Consider the following 16597-nt stretch of genomic DNA (forward strand, 5'->3'; position numbering starts at 1 on the left):
GGCCAGGGATGAAAGCGGAAGGCATCCAGGCCCTGGCCTGGCTCCTGATCGCGCTGCCGCTGGCCGGGGCGGCGCTGCTGCTGCTGGGCGGGCGCCGTACCGACAAGTGGGGGCATCTCCTCGGGGTCACGATGTCGGCGGCCTCGTTCGTGGTCGGCGCGGCCATGTTCGTCCAGATGCTCGGGTACGCGCCCGAGGAGCGGCGCCGGATCCTGCACCTGTGGCAGTTCTTCGACGTCGGCTCGTTCAAGGTCGACATGGGGCTGCTGGTGGACCCGCTGTCCATCAGCTTCGTGCTGCTGATCACCGGTGTGGGCACGCTGATCCACATCTACTCCATCGGCTACATGGCCGAGGACCCCGACCGGCGCCGGTTCTTCGCCTACCTCAACCTGTTCGTGGCGGCGATGCTGCTGCTGGTGCTGGGCGACAACTACGTCGCCATGTTCATCGGCTGGGAGGGCGTCGGTCTCGCCTCGTACCTGCTGATCGGCTTCTGGCAGTACAAGCCGAGCGCGGCGGTGGCGGCCAAGAAGGCGTTCGTGGTGAACCGGGTCGGCGACTTCGGGTTCCTCACCGCGATCATGCTGATGTTCGCCACGTTCGGCACCGTCGGGTTCGAGCAGATCCTGGGCAGCGGCGCCGAGCACCCGGGCCTGGCCGCCGGGCTGAGCCAGGGCACCGCCACCGCGATCGGGCTGCTGCTCCTGGTCGGCGCCTGCGGTAAGTCGGCGCAGCTGCCGCTGCAGTCGTGGCTCCTGGACGCGATGGAGGGCCCGACCCCGGTGTCGGCGCTCATCCACGCCGCGACGATGGTGACCGCCGGCGTCTACCTGATCGTCCGATCCTCGGCGATCTTCGAGATGTCGGCGGACGCCCAGCTGGCGGTGACCATCGTGGGCGCCGCCACGCTGCTGGCCGGTGCGATCATCGGTTGCGCCAAGGACGACATCAAGAAGGCGCTGGCCGGCTCGACGATGTCGCAGATCGGCTACATGATGCTGGCCGCCGGGCTCGGCCCGGTCGGGTACGCGGTCGCCATCGCGCACCTGATCGCGCACGGCTTCTTCAAGGCGGGCCTCTTCCTGGGCGCCGGCTCGGTCATGCACGGCATGAACGACGACGTGAACATGCGGCGGTACGGCGCACTGCGGACGATGATGGTCATCACCTGGGCCACCTTCGGGCTGGGCTACCTGGCGATCATCGGGTTCCCGGGCCTGTCGGGGTGGTTCACCAAGGAGGGCATCATCGAGGCCGCCTTCGCCAAGGGCGGCACCACCGGCACCGTCCTCGGCGCCTGCGCGGTGATCGGCGCCGCCATCACCGCGTACTACATGTCGCGGGTGATGTTCATGACCTTCTACGGCGAGAAGCGCTGGGACGAGGGCGTGCATCCGCACGAGTCGCCCAAGGTCATGACCGTTCCGCTGATGCTGCTGGCGGTCGGCTCGGTCTTCGCCGGCGGGTTCCTGATGCTGGGCGGGTTCTCCGAGTTCCTGGCCCCGGTGGTGGGCGAGCCCGAGGAGCACCACCACTTCCAGCCGATCACCGTTCCGGGGGTCGCGACCTTCGTACTGATGATCATCGGTGCCGCGATCGCCTGGCGGCAGTACGGCGCCCGCAAGGTGCCGCGCGAGGCTCCGGCCGGTTCGTTCGTCACCGTCGCGGCCCGCAAGGACCTCTACGGTGACGCCCTGAACGAGTCGCTGCTGATGCGGCCCGGCCAGTGGCTGACCCGCCTGGCGGTCTGGTTCGACGGCCGGGGCGTGGACGGCCTGGTCAACGGCCTGGCGGCGGGCGTCGGCGGCACCTCCGGCCGGGTCCGGCGGATCCAGACCGGCTTCGCCCGCACCTACGCCCTGTCAATGTTCTTCGGCGCGGCGATCATCGTCGCGGCGCTCCTGGCGGTGAACGTGTGATGGAAGACTTTCCCTGGCTGAGCGTCCTCATCGCGGTGCCGCTCCTGGGCGCGCTGCTGGTGGGCGTGCTGCCGCGGGCGCGGGAGGAGCTGGCCAAGCAGCTCGCGCTGGGCGTGTCGCTGCTGGTCGCGGCCGGCGCGCTGGTGATGGCCGCGGGCTTCGACACCGGCGGGCCGCGCTTCCAGTACGAGGAGAAGTACTGGTGGATCAAGCAGTTCGGGGTGCACTGGGCGGTCGGCGTCGACGGCGTCGCGCTGGTGCTCATCGTGCTGTCGGTGATCCTGGTCCCGCTGGTCGTGCTGGCCTCCTGGACCGAGGACGGCCGGTCGGGCGGGGTGGACGTCCCGCCCAAGCGCTCGGTGAAGACCTACTTCGCGCTGCTGCTGGCGCTGGAAGCGATGATGATCGGCGTCTTCGCGGCGACCGACGTCTTCCTCTTCTACGTCTTCTTCGAGGCGATGCTGATCCCGGTGTACTTCCTCATCGGGTCCTACGGCGGCGCCCAGCGCTCGTACGCCGCGGTGAAGTTCCTGCTCTACTCGCTGTTCGGCGGCCTGCTGATGCTGGTCGCGGTGATCTGGCTCTACCCGCTGTCGGCCAAGCCGGCCTCCCAGGGCGGGCTGGGCCACGGCACGTTCCTGTTCAGCGAGCTGAGCACGCTCAACATCGACCCGACCACGGCCAGGTGGCTGTTCCTCGGCTTCTTCATCGCGTTCGCGATCAAGGCGCCGATGGTGCCGGTGCACACCTGGCTGCCGGACGCCGCGCAGCAGTCCCCGGCGGGCGCGCTGGTGCTGATCGTGGGCGTCCTGGACAAGGTCGGCACGTACGGCATGCTGCGGTTCTGCCTGGAGCTGTTCCCCGGGGCGGCCACCTGGGCCACCCCGGTCGTGCTCGGCTTCGCGGTGCTCAGCATCATCTACGGCGCGGTGCTGGCCATCGGGCAGGTCGACCTCAAGAGGCTGGTCGCCTACACGTCGGTGTCCCACTTCGGGTTCATCGTCCTGGGCATCTTCGCGATGACGTCGCAGGGCCAGTCCGGCGCCACGCTCTACATGGTCAACCACGGGTTCTCCACCGGGGCCCTGTTCCTGATCGTCGGGTTCATGATCGCGCGGCGCCGGTCGGCGCGGATCTCCGACTTCGGGGGCGTGCAGAAGGTCGCGCCGCTGCTGGCCGGGACGTTCCTCATCGCGGGGCTGTCGGGGCTGTCGCTGCCGGGCCTGGCACCGTTCGTCTCGGAGTTCCTGGTGCTGACCGGCACCTTCTCCCGGTACCGGGTGCCCGCGGTGATCGCCGCGGTCGGCATCATCCTGGCCGCCGTCTACATCCTGTGGATGTACCAGCGGACCATGAACGGCCCCACCGTGGAGGCCGCCAAGGGGATGAAGGACCTGTCCCGGCGCGAGCTGTGGGCGGTCGGCCCGATCATCGCGATCATCGTGGCGATGGGCTTCTTCCCGCAGCCGATCCTCAACGTGATCAATCCCTCGGTGGAGAAGACGATGGTCCGGGTGGAGCAGCACGATCCGGCGCCGAAGATCACCGGCAATGTCGCTGAGAACGGAGCCCGTCCATGAGCACCAGTGGTTCGGTGAGCGCGGCCGTGGCCGCGCTCCAGGCCCAGGGCGGGGGCGCCCTGGCCCGCGACACGGGCATTCAGGCCCCGCATATCGAGTACGGGCAGCTCGCCCCGATCCTGCTGGTGTTCGGCGTCGCCATCGTCGGCGTGCTGGTCGAGGCGTTCGTCGGCCGCTCGCTGCGGTACCCGATCCAGGTGGCCCTGGCCTTCCTCGGCCTGGGCGGCGCGTTCGTCTGGACGATCGTGCTGGCCGCGGGGGACACCCCGTTCCACGTGGCCGCCGAGGGCGCGCTCGCGGTGGACGGCCCGACGCTGTTCCTGCAGGGCACCATCCTGGTGCTGGCGCTGGTCAGCCTGCTGCTGATCATCGAGCGGAAGCAGGGGCACTTCGCCGCGCAGGCGGCGGCGCTGCCGGGCAGCGAGGCCGAGCAGCGGTCGATGGCGGCGGGGCTCACCCAGACCGAGGTGTTCCCGCTGATGAGCTTCGCGGTCGCGGGGATGCTGATGTTCCCCGCGTCCAACGACCTGCTCACCATGTTCGTGGCGCTGGAGGTCATGTCGCTGCCGCTGTACCTGCTGTGCGGGCTGGCCCGGCGCCGGCGGCTGCTGTCGCAGGAGGCCGCGGTCAAGTACTTCCTGCTGGGCGCGTTCTCGTCGGCGTTCTTCCTGTACGGGGCGGCGCTGCTGTACGGCTACGCGGGCTCGGTGCGGCTGTCGGTGATCGCCGCGCAGCTCAGCCGGGACGCCGGCAGCGAGACCCTGCTGCTGGCGGGGGTGGCGCTGCTGTCGGTCGGGCTGCTGTTCAAGTTGGGCGCGGTGCCGTTCCACATGTGGAAGCCGGACGTGTACCAGGGCGCCCCGACCCCGATCACCGCGCTGATGGCGTCCTGCACGCTGGTCTCGGCGTTCGGCGCGCTGCTGCGCTTCTACTACGTGGCGCTGGAGAACCTCAAGTGGGACTGGCGTCCGGCGCTGTGGGGTGTGGCCATTCTCACAATGGTCATCGGCGCGGTGATCGCGATCACGCAGACCGACATCAAGCGGATGCTGGCCTACTCGTCGATCGCGCACGCGGGATTCCTGCTCACCGGCGTGATCGCCACCTCGGAGACCGGGCTGTCGAGCACCCTGTTCTACCTGGCCGCCTACGGCTTCACCACGATCGGCGCGTTCGCGGTGATCACGATGGTGCGGGACGCCGGCGGCGAGGCCGCGCACCTGTCGCGGTGGGCGGGGCTCGGCAAGAGGTCCCCGCTGGTGGCGGGGACGTTCGCCTTCTTCCTGCTGGCATTCGCCGGTATCCCCCTCACCAGCGGCTTCACCGGAAAGTTCGCGGTGTTCAAGGCGGCGATCGAGGGTGGGGCGACCCCGCTGGTGGTGGTCGGCGTGATCTCCTCCGCCATCGCGGCGTTCTTCTACGTCCGCGTGATCGTCGTGATGTTCTTCAGCGAGCCGGAGGCGGACGGCCCCTCGGTGGTGGCCGGCCCGGCAACCGCGGTCGCGGTCGCACTCGGCCTGACGGCTACTGTGGTACTCGGTGTGCTCCCTCAGCCCATGCTGGACCTCGCGGGGCATGCCGCTACGCAGATGTTCGTCCGGTAGCGCTCCGGTAGGGGGTCTTGGGTGAGTAGAGCTTTCGTCGGGGGCCCCGGGGGACCGTTGTCCTTCCAGGGGGGACCCTTGCAGGGAGAAGGGCCGTTCGGCCTGCCCGTTGACGATGGTCTCGCGGAGGACGTGCAGGATCGGCTCACCGCCGTGGAGAGCCTGCTGCTCGACTCGGTGCACAGCGACGACCCGCTGCTCTCCCAGGCGTCCAAGCACCTGGTCGAGGCGGGAGGCAAGCGGTTCCGGCCGATGCTGGTGCTGCTGGCCTCCCACTTCGGCGAGCCCGCCGCGGCCGGTGTCGTCCCGGCCGCGGTGGTGGTGGAGCTGACCCACCTGGCCACGCTCTACCACGACGACGTGATGGACGAGGCGACCGTGCGGCGCGGTGAGCCCTCGGCCAACTCCCGCTGGACCAACACCGTCGCCATCCTCACCGGCGACTACCTGTTCGCTCGCGCCTCCGACCTGCTGGCCGACCTCGGGCCGGAGGCGGTGCGGATCCAGGCGCGGGCGTTCGCCCGGCTGGTGCGCGGCCAGATCCAGGAGACGGTCGGGCCGGCCGCCGAGGCCGACCCGCTCAAGCACTACCTGCAGGTCGTCGCCGACAAGACCGCCTCGCTGATCGCGGTGTCGGGCCAGTTCGGCGCGCTGCTGGCCGGTGCCGCCCCGCACGTGGTCGACACGGTCACCTCCGCCTGCGAGAAGATCGGCGTGGCGTTCCAGCTGTCCGACGACATCCTCGACATCGCCTCCGAGGCCGAGCAGTCGGGCAAGACCCCCGGCACCGACCTGCGCGAGGGCATCCGCACCCTGCCGATGCACCACGTGCTCGCCGGGATCGGGTCGGGCGCCGGTGACGCCCGGCTGCGCGCGCTGCTGGACGAGGACCTCACCGACGACGCGCTGCACGCCGAGGCCCTGGAGCTGCTGCGGGCCCACCCCGCCATGGACCGTGCCCGCGCCGACCTGCGCCGCTGGGCCGAGGACGCCCGCGCGGAACTGCTGACCCTCCCCGACATCCCGGCGCGCGCCGCGTTCACCGGCCTCTGCGACTACGTCGTCTCCCGCACCGGCTGACCCCACCCCGGACCGTCGCGCGCCCGCCCGCCGTTCTCGGCGAGCGGGCGCGATCGTTTCCGGTGAGGGGGCGGCGGGCCGTCAGGCGTTCTGCGGCTCCGGAGTGAGGCCGCGCGTCTTCATGGCGTGCAGCACCATGTTGATGAGGACCTTCTTGCAGGACTCCAGGCTGCGGGCGTCGCACAGCATGACCGGGACCTGCGGGCCCAGGTTGAGGGCCATCTCGATCTCTTCCAGGTCGTACTCGCGGGCCCCCTCGAAGCAGTTCACCGCCACGATGAACGGGGTGCCGCGGCGCTCGAAGTAGTCCACCGAGGGGAAGCAGTCCGACAGCCGCCGGGTGTCGGCCAGCACCACGGCGCCGAGCGCGCCCAGCGCCACCTCGTCCCACATGAACCAGAACCGTTCCTGGCCCGGGGTGCCGAAGAGGTAGAGAACGTATTCGTCGCGCATCGTGATACGGCCGAAGTCCATCGCCACGGTCGTGGTGTTCTTGCGTTCCACGCCGGAGACGTCGTCCACGCCGACGCTCTCGTCGGTGAGGATCTCCTCGGTACGGAGCGGCTGGGTCTCGGAGACGGTGCCGACCATGGTGGTCTTGCCCACCCCGAAGCCGCCGGCGATCACGATCTTGACCGCGGTGGGGAGCCTGCGGCCGTTGGAGTCGCGACTAGAGGGCCCGGAGACCATCGATCACCGCCTTGTAGAGCCTGATGTCGTGCATGTCCGCCTCCGGTTCGGGTTCCTGCATGGTGATGAACCCCTTGTCCAGGAGATCACCGAGCAGCACCCGTACGGTGGCGACCGGAAGGTTGAGATGGCCGGTGAGCTCGGCGACCGACATCACCGACTGGCACAGCTGGATGATCGCCAGATGCTCGGGGCCCAGGCCGATCTCGCCCTCGGGGCTGAGGCCGATCGCCACCACCAGCGTGATGAGATCGAACTTGCCGCGGGTGGGTTCGAGCCGGCCGCTGGTCATGACGTACGGACGCACCATCGGGCCGGCGTGGTCGTCCAGCAGCCGGTCGTGATGGAGTTCGTCGGCGCGGGGGTCCTGCCCCGGGTCCTCGGGTGGCATCACTGCGCCGGCCGGTTCTCGGTGGCGGCCGAATCCGACCGCGACGGTGAGGACAGGTGGTGGCCCATCGCGGTGACCAGCATGGCCATCTCGTAGGCGATGAGACCGACGTCGGCGTCCTCGTCGCTCAGGACCGCGAGGCAGGCGCCCTTACCGGCCACCGTGACCAGGAGGAACGCCGACTGCATCTCGACGATGGTCTGCCGGACGGGGCCGCCGCCGAAGCGGGTCCCGGCGCCCTTGGCCAGGCTCTGGATGCCGGCGGCGACGGCGGCCAGGTGCTCGCCGTCGTCCTGGGCGAAGTTCCGGGAGGAGGCCATCAGCAGCCCGTCCGCGGAGAGCACGACGGCGTGCTGTGCGTGCGGCAGCCGTCCGACCAGGTCGTCCAGCAACCAGCTCAGGTCGGCCGAAGAGCCCGTCTTCTGCATCACTGATCGTTCTCGCCTTCTGCTGCGTTGTCGCCTCGGGCGCGGGCGGCCTCGTCCCGGCCACGACGGGTTCCGCGCTGGTAGGAACCCATGATCCGCTGGATCTCCGCGGGTGAGCGGCCCTGGTCCTCGTCGGGTTCGGGCTCTTGCGCGGTGAGCGGCTCGTCCGTGCGCAGCGGCGGCGCCAGGTTCGCCTGCGGCACCCGGACGGGCAGGCCGGACGGGGTGCTGTCGATGTCGGGCACGGGCGGTAGACCCTCCGGAGTCGCGGGATCGGGACGCCCGGCGCCTCCGGCCCCGGCGTCGTTCGGCTCGGTGGCCCGGCTCCCGGCCGGGTCGAGGTCATCGCCGGACGGCCCGGCTCCCACGGGATCGCCGGGCGACCGGGTCCCGGGGGAGTCGCCGAACGCGGTGGGATCGAGCGGCCCGGTGGTGCTCGTGCCGGAGCGGGACCGGAGGGGGGTGCCGGCGGGCTCGGGGTTCCGGTCGGCCTGACCCGGCCCGGCGGCCCGCCGGATCGGCCCCGGCGCCGGGGCCGGATTGGGGACGGCGACCAGCGACGGCACGGTGCTCTGCCCCGGGACGGGAGCGAGACCGCCGGACTGGCCGTCCTGCGGTGACCCGGCGCCCACCATCGTCGGCTGGCGGACGGCCAGGCCGTTCTCGGTGGTGGTGCCGGCGGGCACCGGCCGGGGCCCGGTCGACCCCTCGCCGCGGGGCCGGCCGCCCGTCTCCTCCACGACCAGCTCTCGCGGGATCACGACGACGGCCGTGGTGCCGCCGTAGGCGGAGCGCTTGAGCATGACCTGCAGGTTGTAGCGCTCGGCCAGCTTGCCGACCACGAACAGGCCGAGCTGGACCGAGCTCTGCAGGTTGAACTCGGGCGGGTCGGCGATGCGGCTGTTGAGGTCGGCCAGCTTCTCGTCGGTCATCCCCAGGCCGCGGTCCTCGATGTCGATGGCGAAGCCGCTGGCGACGAGGTGCCCGCCGATCTGCACGACGGTGTCGGGCGGGGAGAACGACACAGCGTTCTCGATCAGCTCGGCCAGCAGGTGGGTGACGTCACCGACGGCCCGTCCGGTCAGCTCGATCGGCCCGAACGGCATGACCTGGACCCGGGTGTAGTCCTCGACCTCGCCGACCGCGGCGCGGACCACGTCCACCATCGGGACGGAGCGCCGCCAGCCGCGGGCGGGGATGGCGCCGGAGAGGACGATGAGGTTCTCGGCGTTGCGCCGCATCCGGGTGGCCAGGTGGTCCAGCCGGAACAGCTCCTCCAGCTGCTTGGGGTCGATGTCGCGGCGGCGCTCCATCTGGTCCAGCAGGCTGAGCTGCCGGTGCACCAGGGTCTGGGTGCGGCGGGCCAGGCTGAGCAGGACGTCGCGGATGCCGCGGCGCAGTTCCGCCTGCTCGACCGCGGTGCGGATGGCGGTCTCCTGGACGAAGTTGAACGCCTTGCCCACCTGGCCGATCTCGTCGTCACCGAAGCGCAGTGGCGGCGCCTCGACGGCCACGTCGACCTTCTCGCCGTGCCCGAGCCGTTCGACGACGCTGGGCAGGCGCTGTTCGGCCAGTTCCCAGGCGGCTCCGCGCAGCCGTTCCAGCTGGCGGACCAGCGCCCGGGCGGTGGTGATGGACACGGTGATGGACGCGATGACGGCGATGAGGCCGAGACCACCGGCCATGATCAGCCGGATGACGACCCAGGCGCCGATCGGGGTGGCCCGGTCGACCAGCCGGTCACCGGCGGCCTGGACGATCTGCCGCATCTGCCCCAGCGCCGCCTCGGTGGTGACCCGCCACTGCTCGGCGGTGACGCGCGGACGCTGGCCGGGCCGGCTCTTGAGCAGCGTGTCCTCGAGAAGGCGGACCTCGGTGAGTTTCCGGGCGGAGGTCAGCTCGGCGTACTGCCGGCTCTCGGTGTCCCGCAGGTCCACCATGGCCCGGTCGAACGCGTAGCGGCGGATGCCGACCGTCTGGTTGATCCTCTGGATGTCGGTGGAGCTGAGCCGCCCGGTGGTGAGCATGCCCGCCACCAGCGCGTCCTCGCGCGAGAGGAGTTCCCAGGTCCGGTTGGTCGCGATCTGCGCGCGGAGGGTGTCGGCGAAGCCCTCGTCGTCCAGCGTTGCCATCGCGTCGTACATCCGGAAGTTGGCCTCGTTGACCGCGCTGTAGGCGTCGAACGCCTGGTCGCGGTTCATCGAGCCGGTGTCGATCGCCTGGCGGTCCCGGGGGAGGCGCTTCAGCAGGACCAGGGTCTCGTTGATGCGGCGTTCCAGCATGTCGTCGGCGGCGCGTTTGATCGAGCCGGCCTGTGCCTTCTTGACCACCACCGCCACGGTCCGGTCGGTCTTGGCGCGTTGCGCCACGAGGGCGTCACGCCGTTGCTGCGTGGGACCGGCGAGGTAGATCACGGTGAGCCGTCGCTCCGCCTGGAGGTCGACCAGCATCGGGTCGCTCGGCCCGACGACGCTGTCCAGCGTGCTGACCCAGAGAAGGTTGATGCCTTCCCGTGCGGTAACCCACGCGGCGAACGCCCACAGAGCCGTAAGGGACAGCAGCATCGCCGCAATCTTGGTCCGCAGGCGCGAGTTGCGGAAGCGCATTCGATTCGCCCAACAATTGTCAAGGTGCTCGCGCTGCGGCGATGTCATGCCGGCTGCGAGGCACGTGATGGTGGGGTTTCGGGAAGGCCGGTATCAACCGGTTTGGTGCAAGCAGAACCTTAGCAACGTACCTAAAACCCCTCAAGGTGAATCGTTTACTTCGGCAGGCTTGCGACGTTATCGCAGGTCTATGTGAGGTAATTCACATATTGGGTACATGTGGGTCGCTCTGCAGGAGATGAAGCGTTGCGACGATTGCTGCCTGAACGATAGTTGTTGGGTGATATACATCCTTGTCATGCCAAAGAGGTATTTTGTTGCTATCTGGGATGTTCAAGGAAGTTAGTCCGGTTTCTATGGTCGACCGCAGCCAGGCCGCGCCCCGGGCCACCGCCCACCGGCCCCCGTCGGGGACGTGCCGGGACAGCAGCAGGATCTGCAGGGCGTAGGCGGTCTCCTCGGCGGTTCCGTCCCAGCGCCCCCACGAGCCTTCCGGCCTCTGCGAGCCGAGGACCCACCGGACGGCATCGCGCACCGCCCGTTCCGCGCCCGCGCCGGTGCCGAACCGGTCGAGGGCGAGAGCCGCGCACGCCGTCGCGTAGTAGGGGGAGGCGTGCCACCGGTCCCGCCAAGCGCCGTCCGCGTCCTGCCGGCCGCACAGCCAGAAGGTGACCTTCGCCATCGACGCCGCGTAGCGGGCCCTGTCCGCGCCCCCGCCGGTCGCCTCCAGGTACTGCCCGAACGCTTCGAGGACGTGCGCGTTGGTCGTGATGGAACGGCCGTTCTCACCGCGCCAGGTGCAGAAGTGCGTCTCCGTCTCGTACTGCCAGAGAAGGTCGGGAGGGTACGGACGGCCGAGGAGGGACAGCGCGTACAGGGCCCCGGCACTGCTGTCGGCGTCCGGTGGAAGGCCCGCCCCGCCTCCCGTCCCGGTCGTTCCCAGCGCCGCGCGCAGGTCCGCGATCACCCGCGGCGGCACCTTCAGGGGAACGCCCACCCGGGCGAGCCAGCTCAGCACCCAGCCGCGCTCGAACTCGGTGATGGGCGCCGCGACGGAGACCGGGCCGCCGTGCTGGGCCGCCGCCTCCTCCAGGTACCGCCGGGCCGCCGCGCGCTCCCCGGTGCCGGTGCCGGTGCCGTCGCCCAGCCAGGCGGCCGTGGCCGCGGGGGAGGCGCCGATCGTTCCGGACGGACCCGGCCGGACGGCGCGCGCGCCCCGGGCGCCGTCGCCCGCGATCTCCAGCGCGTGCAGCAGTTTCTCGGGCACGGGCTCGCCCCGGTCGAGCAGGTTCCGGAAGAGCGGCAGCATCGCGCCCGTCATGCCCCTGGGCACGGGCAGCCCGTCCCGCTCGGCCCACGCCTCCAGTCCCGGGACCGGACGGACGCGCAACTCGCCCAGGTGCCCGTTGATCCGCTTGATCAGGTACGGGGTGATGTGCTCGATCGCCGGCATGTCGGGCAGGTCCAGATGGCGGTCCGCGCCGAGCCGGCCGTGGAGCAGCCGCAGGCCCTGGCCCGCGGCCTCCACCAGCTCCGCGCGCGGGACGGCGGTGGCCGCCGCCTCGGAACAGGGGACGCGGGCGCGCAGGACGCCGAGCAGGGCCTCGGTCGCGCTCAGGGTCGGGACCAGCGCGTACCCGTCGTGCGGCAGGCCCCACCCGCCGTCCGGCCGCCGCGACTCCAGCAGGAAGCGGAGCCGCTCGTCCTGCCCGGCCAGCCAGGGGGCCAGCGACACCAGCCGCCCCGTCTCGTACACCGAAGGGGAGGCGCGTCCCCAGGGGTGGGCGGTCAGGTCGTCGACGATCCGGCCGGCGGCGGTGGCGACGTCGACGGAGCCCACATGATCCCGGGCCTCCTCCACGGTCACAGCGCCCCCCAGTAGTCGCTCTGGCCGTAGAAGCCCGTGCTGTAGCCGATCTGCCGTTCCAGATAGTCCGCGGCCTCCGGGCATGCGTCGCGTAGCGGCTCCAGTAGCGCGTGGCAGCGTTCGACGGTCTCGCCGATACGGGCGGTCACCCCCTCCCGGTCCACGCCGAGCATCTGGGCGTTGAGATCGCCCCAGGTCACGTCACGCTCGTAGGTGGCCAGGTCGTTCAGGAGGCGCAGGACCTTCTGCACCTCGCGGCTGATGACCTGCAGCGGTCCGGCGTGCGCGAGCGTGGCGGGGTCGGCGCGGACGATCCAGTGGGAGACGTTCACCCAGGCGGAGCCGTAGTTGTCGGCGTTGTCGAGATAGTCGTCGAACGACGGCAGCGCGGCCCGGTCACCGGCCGAGGCGGCCGTCTTCCACTCCCACTCCCGCGCACCGGCCTCCAGCAGCCGGACGAACTGCGCGCGCCAGTCGTCGCGCAGGGCCGGGAACGCGGGAGAGGCGGCCACCTCGTCACGGATCTCGGCCAGGAACCGGGTGAGGCCGTCCCCGGGAAGGGGCTCGCCGCCGTCCAGGACGGCCAGGCACCGCCGGTTGACGTCCTCGATCTCCTCGCGCGCCACGGCCTTGTGGTCGACCAGCCAGTCCAGGCCGAAGATCCACAGCGAGGTGCGGTTGGCGATCCGCAGGTCGGCGGCGCCCAGCTCCGGGGAGCCGAACGCGTTGGCGCAGGCCACGGCGTTGAACAGGGTGTCGTCGATCGGCTTGGCCGAGAACAGGTCGGGGTGGGCGACGGCGCAGGCGGCCAGGTCGCGGGCGGCCCGTACCGCCTGCGCCAGGACCGTGCCGGCGCCGAGGGCCTCGCGGGCCGGGCGGCTCGTCCCGGTGGCCGTGCTCACGCGGACCTCCGATGGGGGATCAGCGTCATCTCGATGGGTTTCCGCGGTCGCAGGGTGGCCCCGATCTGCGGCTCGGCCGGCACCGCCTCCGACAGCCGGGGGCGGAACCGGCTCAGGATGCTGGTCAGGATCAGCTGCGCCTCGACGTTGAAGATGTGCCGGCCGATGCACTGGTGGGGCCCGCCGCCGAACGGGAAGTAGGCGTACCGGTGGTAGTGGCGCGCGCGCTCGGGCAGGAAGCGGTCGGGGTCGAACCGGGCGGGTTCGTCCCACACGGACTTGAGCCGGTGCGTGAGATAGGGGCTGATCAGTACGGTGTCGCCCGGCCGGATCCGAACGCCGCGCATGTCGGTGGGCTCGGTGGCCATTCGCGGGAACATCCACCCCACCGGGTAGAGCCGCAGCAGCTCCTGGACGACCTGCTTGACGTAGGGCAGATGGTCCAGGTGGGAGGCGCGGACCCGCTCGGTGCCGACCACCCCCTGGATCTCGGTCTGGAGCCTTTCGGCGACCTCGGGGTGGTCGTGCAGCAGCGGCCAGAGCCAGGTCAGCGCCAGGGTCGTGGTCTCGGTGCTGGTGGAGAACATGGCCAGCAGGTTGTCGCGCACCCAGCGGTCGTCGAGGCCGCTGCCCTCGGCCGTCCGCGCGTGGCACAGCGCGGTGAAGATGTCCTGGCCCGGGCCCGGATCGTTGCGGTAGCGCTCGACCAGGGCGAACAGGGTGTCGTCCATGACCTGGACGGCGTCACGGAACGCCCGGTCGCCCGGCATGGGTATGGCGCGCGGTACGAACGGCAGCAGGAAGCGGAACGCGATCTTGGTGGCGATCTGGTCGAAGGTCGGGATCAGCAGGTCGGCCTCGGAGCGGGAGATCTTGTCGCCGAACAGGACCTTGATCACGGTCTCGTTGACGATCCGGCACATCTCCGGCAGCACGTCGATGGGGGTACCGGCCCGGGCGGGCTCGTCGAGCTTGTCCACCGCGTCGTTGATCGCCTCGGCCATCAGGTCGGTGAGCGTGTTGACGTTGCGGGTCGTGAAGACCGGCTGGAGCACCCGCTTGCTGTGCTCCCACTCCGCGCCCTCGGCCAGGATGCTGTCGCCCATCAGCTCCCGGAGGGGACGCCAGAACACGCCGTCCCGGATGAAGTTCTCCGACTCGCGGCGGAGCACCTGCTGGACGTCGTCGGGGTGGGTGGCCAGGTACGGGTGGGACGCGCCCAGGTCGAGCCGGAGGAGTCGGCCGTCCGCAATTTCGCTTATATGTTCGAGTTGCCCCAAGGGGTCTCTGACGAACCCGGAGGCCGTGCGGTAAAGCGGAAATTTCTTGGCCTTACGTGCGGGAACCGTGCCGATGTCAAGGGCCATTCTCGACTGCTCCTCGAGCATGGAGTTGGTCGTGCGGAACGGGCCGTCCGAGTGGGGCGGCGGCGAAGGAGACCTGGACCGTTGGGTGATGTTCTGGGCAAGTTGCGAAGCTTGTGAGTTATGGGCGTTTCCGGGGAAGTATCACATGATCAAATATTGTGGGCAAGATGCCCGATGGTAGGAAATGTGTGGTTTTATGAGTGACGTTCATCACTTACTCAAGGTGCGTCAGTGTCGGTGAACGCCGATGTCAGGAAAGAGATGTCACTTCAAGTGATGAGCCATGACGGACTGTGATCGGCAGTGGTCGGCCTCGCTCGGCCGTAAAGAATTGACCGTTACTTAGTGGGTGAAAGCATGCTGGGGCCTGCTCCGGCCTCGTCACGACCTTTACGGTGGCCCGTGCGGTCTGGTAAAGGAATGCCCGACTTCCGGCGGCGGAGTCAGAAGGCGGCCGGCCGGCCCTTCCCCCATGCGGCCGGGGGGCCTACGATCTGGCGCGGCAAAAGCTGCATAGCGACCGGCACTGGGCGGAGATGGCCATGACTGCGGGACTCACGGACGAGGGCGTGCTCCATATGGGAGAACTGCCGATGGCCGACGACCGGGGCGCGGGTTACGCCGTCCTGCGCGCCGCCGGCCCGGTGGTGCTGACCGACGCCGGCTACGTGGTCACCACCCGCGCTCTCGCCGAGCACGTCTTCAAGCACCCCGAGATCTTCTCCTCGCGCCGGGCGTTCGACACGCTCGGCAGCCCGGTGCCCCTGGTGCCCATCGCCTTCGACCCGCCCGACCACACCCGCTACCGGCGCCTGCTCCAGCCGTTCTTCACCCCGCGCGCGGCGGCGGCCCTGGAGGACTCGGCGCGGGCGAGCGCGGCGAAGCTGATCGACGCCGTCATCGGCCGGGGCTCCTGCGACGCGGTCGCCGACCTGGCGCGCCCCGTCCCGGCCGAGGTGTTCCTGTCCCTCTTCGGGTTGCCCGCCGCCGATCTCGACCGGCTGCTGGCCTGGCGGGAGGTCATCATCCAGCTCGCCGATTTCTCCGGCGCGGGCGCCCCGCCGCCGGAGGCGCTGGAGTCGGCGAACGAGCTGTTCGGCTACGTCAGCGCCCATGTCGCCGACTGCCGGGCGGGCAAGGCGGGCGGCCTGCTGCGGAGCCTGTTCGAGGCGGAGACGGACGAGCCGTTCACCGACGAGGAGGCGATCGGGCTGTGCTTCCTCTTCGTCCTGGCCGGCGTCGACTCCGTCACCAACGCGCTCAGCCTGATGTTCGCCAAGCTGGCCGAGGACGCCGCACTCCGGCGCGACCTCGCCGCCGATCCGGGCCTGATCCCCTCGGCCATCGAGGAACTGTTGCGCGTCGATCCGGCCAACGCCGTCATCCCCCGGGTGGCCACCCAGGACGTCGAGCTGGCCGGCGTGCGGATCCCGGCCGGGTCCCCCGTGGGCGTGGCCGTCGGCGCCGCGAACAGGGACCCCGGGGACCTGGAGGCGCCCGACGAGTTCGACCCGCGGCGCCAGTACAACCACCTCACCTGGGGCAGCGGACCGCACCGCTGCCTGGGCGTCCACCTGGCCCGGGTGGAGCTGCGGGTGGTCCTGGAGGAGTGGCACCGCCGCATCCCCGAGTACGAGCTCGCTCCCGGCCCCCGCCCTCACGTGGACTGGCCCACCGGCGTCATGGGGATCTCCAGCGTCCCGATCGTGTTCCCGCCCGCCTAGGGGCTCATTGATCGTCCTGCGTGGCGCGGGCCATCTGCAGGTTGAGGGCGCCCGGCAGCAGCGACGGCCAGGAACGTTCCGTGGAGACGACCAGCCGTCCGGTGAACGAGCGTCCCCCGCAGCCGGCCGTCACGGTGTAGGTCCCCGCACCGGCGGTGCGCCTGACCTGGGCGGTGGCGGTGCCCTCGGCCAGCCCGGCCTTCGCGGTGAACGCCGGCGACCCGGCCTCGCCCGTCCCGGCCGCGCAGCCCGGCACGCGCACCCTCACCCGTTCGCCCGGGTGCGCCACCTCGGGGCTGAGCCACATCCCGCCGGCCGCGCTCTCCTCGCCCGAGGCGGGGGCCGCGAGGCCGGCCGCGATCAAGGCCGTTCCCACTGCGGTGATGCTCAGCAGGCGCAACCGGACTCCTCGTGACGGGGGCGTGACCTCCGGCAC

Annotated in this window: 13 protein-coding genes; 5 read left to right on the top strand and 8 right to left on the bottom strand. The window is 70.6% G+C overall.

Annotation, left to right across the window (positions count from 1 at the left end):
- Positions 1-8: 8 nt before the first annotated feature.
- The 4 genes from nuoL to IW256_RS02020 all read left to right on the top strand — a co-directional run bounded on the left by nuoL (position 9) and on the right by IW256_RS02020 (position 6186).
- Positions 9-1922 carry an NADH-quinone oxidoreductase subunit L gene (gene nuoL, locus IW256_RS02005; RefSeq protein ID WP_197009312.1) on the top strand — a complete coding sequence of 638 codons (1914 nt, stop codon included), beginning with the start codon at positions 9-11 and terminating at the stop codon, positions 1920-1922.
- Positions 1922-3502, top strand: coding sequence for an NADH-quinone oxidoreductase subunit M (locus tag IW256_RS02010; protein WP_197009313.1), 1581 nt, complete (start codon positions 1922-1924; stop codon positions 3500-3502). The genes nuoL and IW256_RS02010 overlap by 1 nt, the downstream gene beginning before the upstream one ends.
- The gene (gene nuoN, locus IW256_RS02015) at positions 3499-5106 is read left to right on the top strand and encodes an NADH-quinone oxidoreductase subunit NuoN (RefSeq protein WP_197009314.1); all 1608 of its coding nucleotides are present in this window, start codon (positions 3499-3501) and stop codon (positions 5104-5106) included. The genes IW256_RS02010 and nuoN overlap by 4 nt, the downstream gene beginning before the upstream one ends.
- Before the next feature lie 78 nt (positions 5107-5184).
- The gene (locus IW256_RS02020) at positions 5185-6186 is read left to right on the top strand and encodes a polyprenyl synthetase family protein (protein WP_420535385.1); all 1002 of its coding nucleotides are present in this window, start codon (positions 5185-5187) and stop codon (positions 6184-6186) included.
- A gap of 81 nt (positions 6187-6267) precedes the next feature.
- On the opposite strand, the gene IW256_RS02025 is transcribed toward IW256_RS02020, so the two are convergent.
- From IW256_RS02025 to IW256_RS02055, 7 genes are all read right to left on the bottom strand, one after another.
- The gene (locus IW256_RS02025; protein ID WP_197009315.1) at positions 6268-6876 is read right to left on the bottom strand and encodes a GTP-binding protein; all 609 of its coding nucleotides are present in this window, start codon (positions 6874-6876) and stop codon (positions 6268-6270) included.
- The gene (locus IW256_RS02030) at positions 6857-7267 is read right to left on the bottom strand and encodes a DUF742 domain-containing protein (protein WP_197009316.1); all 411 of its coding nucleotides are present in this window, start codon (positions 7265-7267) and stop codon (positions 6857-6859) included. The genes IW256_RS02025 and IW256_RS02030 overlap by 20 nt, the downstream gene beginning before the upstream one ends.
- Positions 7267-7695 carry a roadblock/LC7 domain-containing protein gene (locus IW256_RS02035; protein ID WP_197009317.1) on the bottom strand — a complete coding sequence of 143 codons (429 nt, stop codon included), beginning with the start codon at positions 7693-7695 and terminating at the stop codon, positions 7267-7269. Before IW256_RS02035 ends, IW256_RS02030 begins: the two co-directional genes overlap by 1 nt.
- Positions 7695-10259, bottom strand: a complete 2565-nt coding sequence (locus IW256_RS02040) for a nitrate- and nitrite sensing domain-containing protein (RefSeq protein WP_231403607.1) — start codon at positions 10257-10259, stop codon at positions 7695-7697. The genes IW256_RS02035 and IW256_RS02040 overlap by 1 nt, the downstream gene beginning before the upstream one ends.
- Positions 10260-10503: 244 nt before the next feature.
- Positions 10504-12141: a prenyltransferase/squalene oxidase repeat-containing protein gene (locus IW256_RS02045; protein ID WP_307828705.1), complete on the bottom strand. Its 1638-nt coding sequence runs from the start codon at positions 12139-12141 to the stop codon at positions 10504-10506.
- A 23-nt stretch (positions 12142-12164) separates the two neighbouring features.
- Positions 12165-13070: a terpene synthase family protein gene (locus IW256_RS02050; RefSeq protein WP_197009320.1), complete on the bottom strand. Its 906-nt coding sequence runs from the start codon at positions 13068-13070 to the stop codon at positions 12165-12167.
- A complete protein-coding gene (locus tag IW256_RS02055) occupies positions 13067-14350 on the bottom strand; it encodes a cytochrome P450 (RefSeq protein ID WP_231403608.1) in 1284 nt (427 codons plus the stop codon). The genes IW256_RS02050 and IW256_RS02055 overlap by 4 nt, the downstream gene beginning before the upstream one ends.
- A 629-nt stretch (positions 14351-14979) precedes the next feature.
- Between IW256_RS02055 and IW256_RS42000 the strand changes: the two genes are divergently transcribed.
- Positions 14980-16161: a cytochrome P450 gene (locus IW256_RS42000; protein ID WP_197009322.1), complete on the top strand. Its 1182-nt coding sequence runs from the start codon at positions 14980-14982 to the stop codon at positions 16159-16161.
- A 4-nt stretch (positions 16162-16165) separates the two neighbouring features.
- Here the strand turns inward: IW256_RS42000 and IW256_RS02065 are convergent, their stop codons facing one another.
- Entirely contained in the window at positions 16166-16561 is a 396-nt protein-coding gene (locus IW256_RS02065) for a hypothetical protein (protein ID WP_197009323.1), read from the bottom strand.
- Positions 16562-16597: the final 36 nt, after the last annotated feature.

The organism is Actinomadura viridis (assembly GCF_015751755.1).
Taxonomy (GTDB): Bacteria; Actinomycetota; Actinomycetes; order Streptosporangiales; family Streptosporangiaceae; genus Spirillospora; species Spirillospora viridis.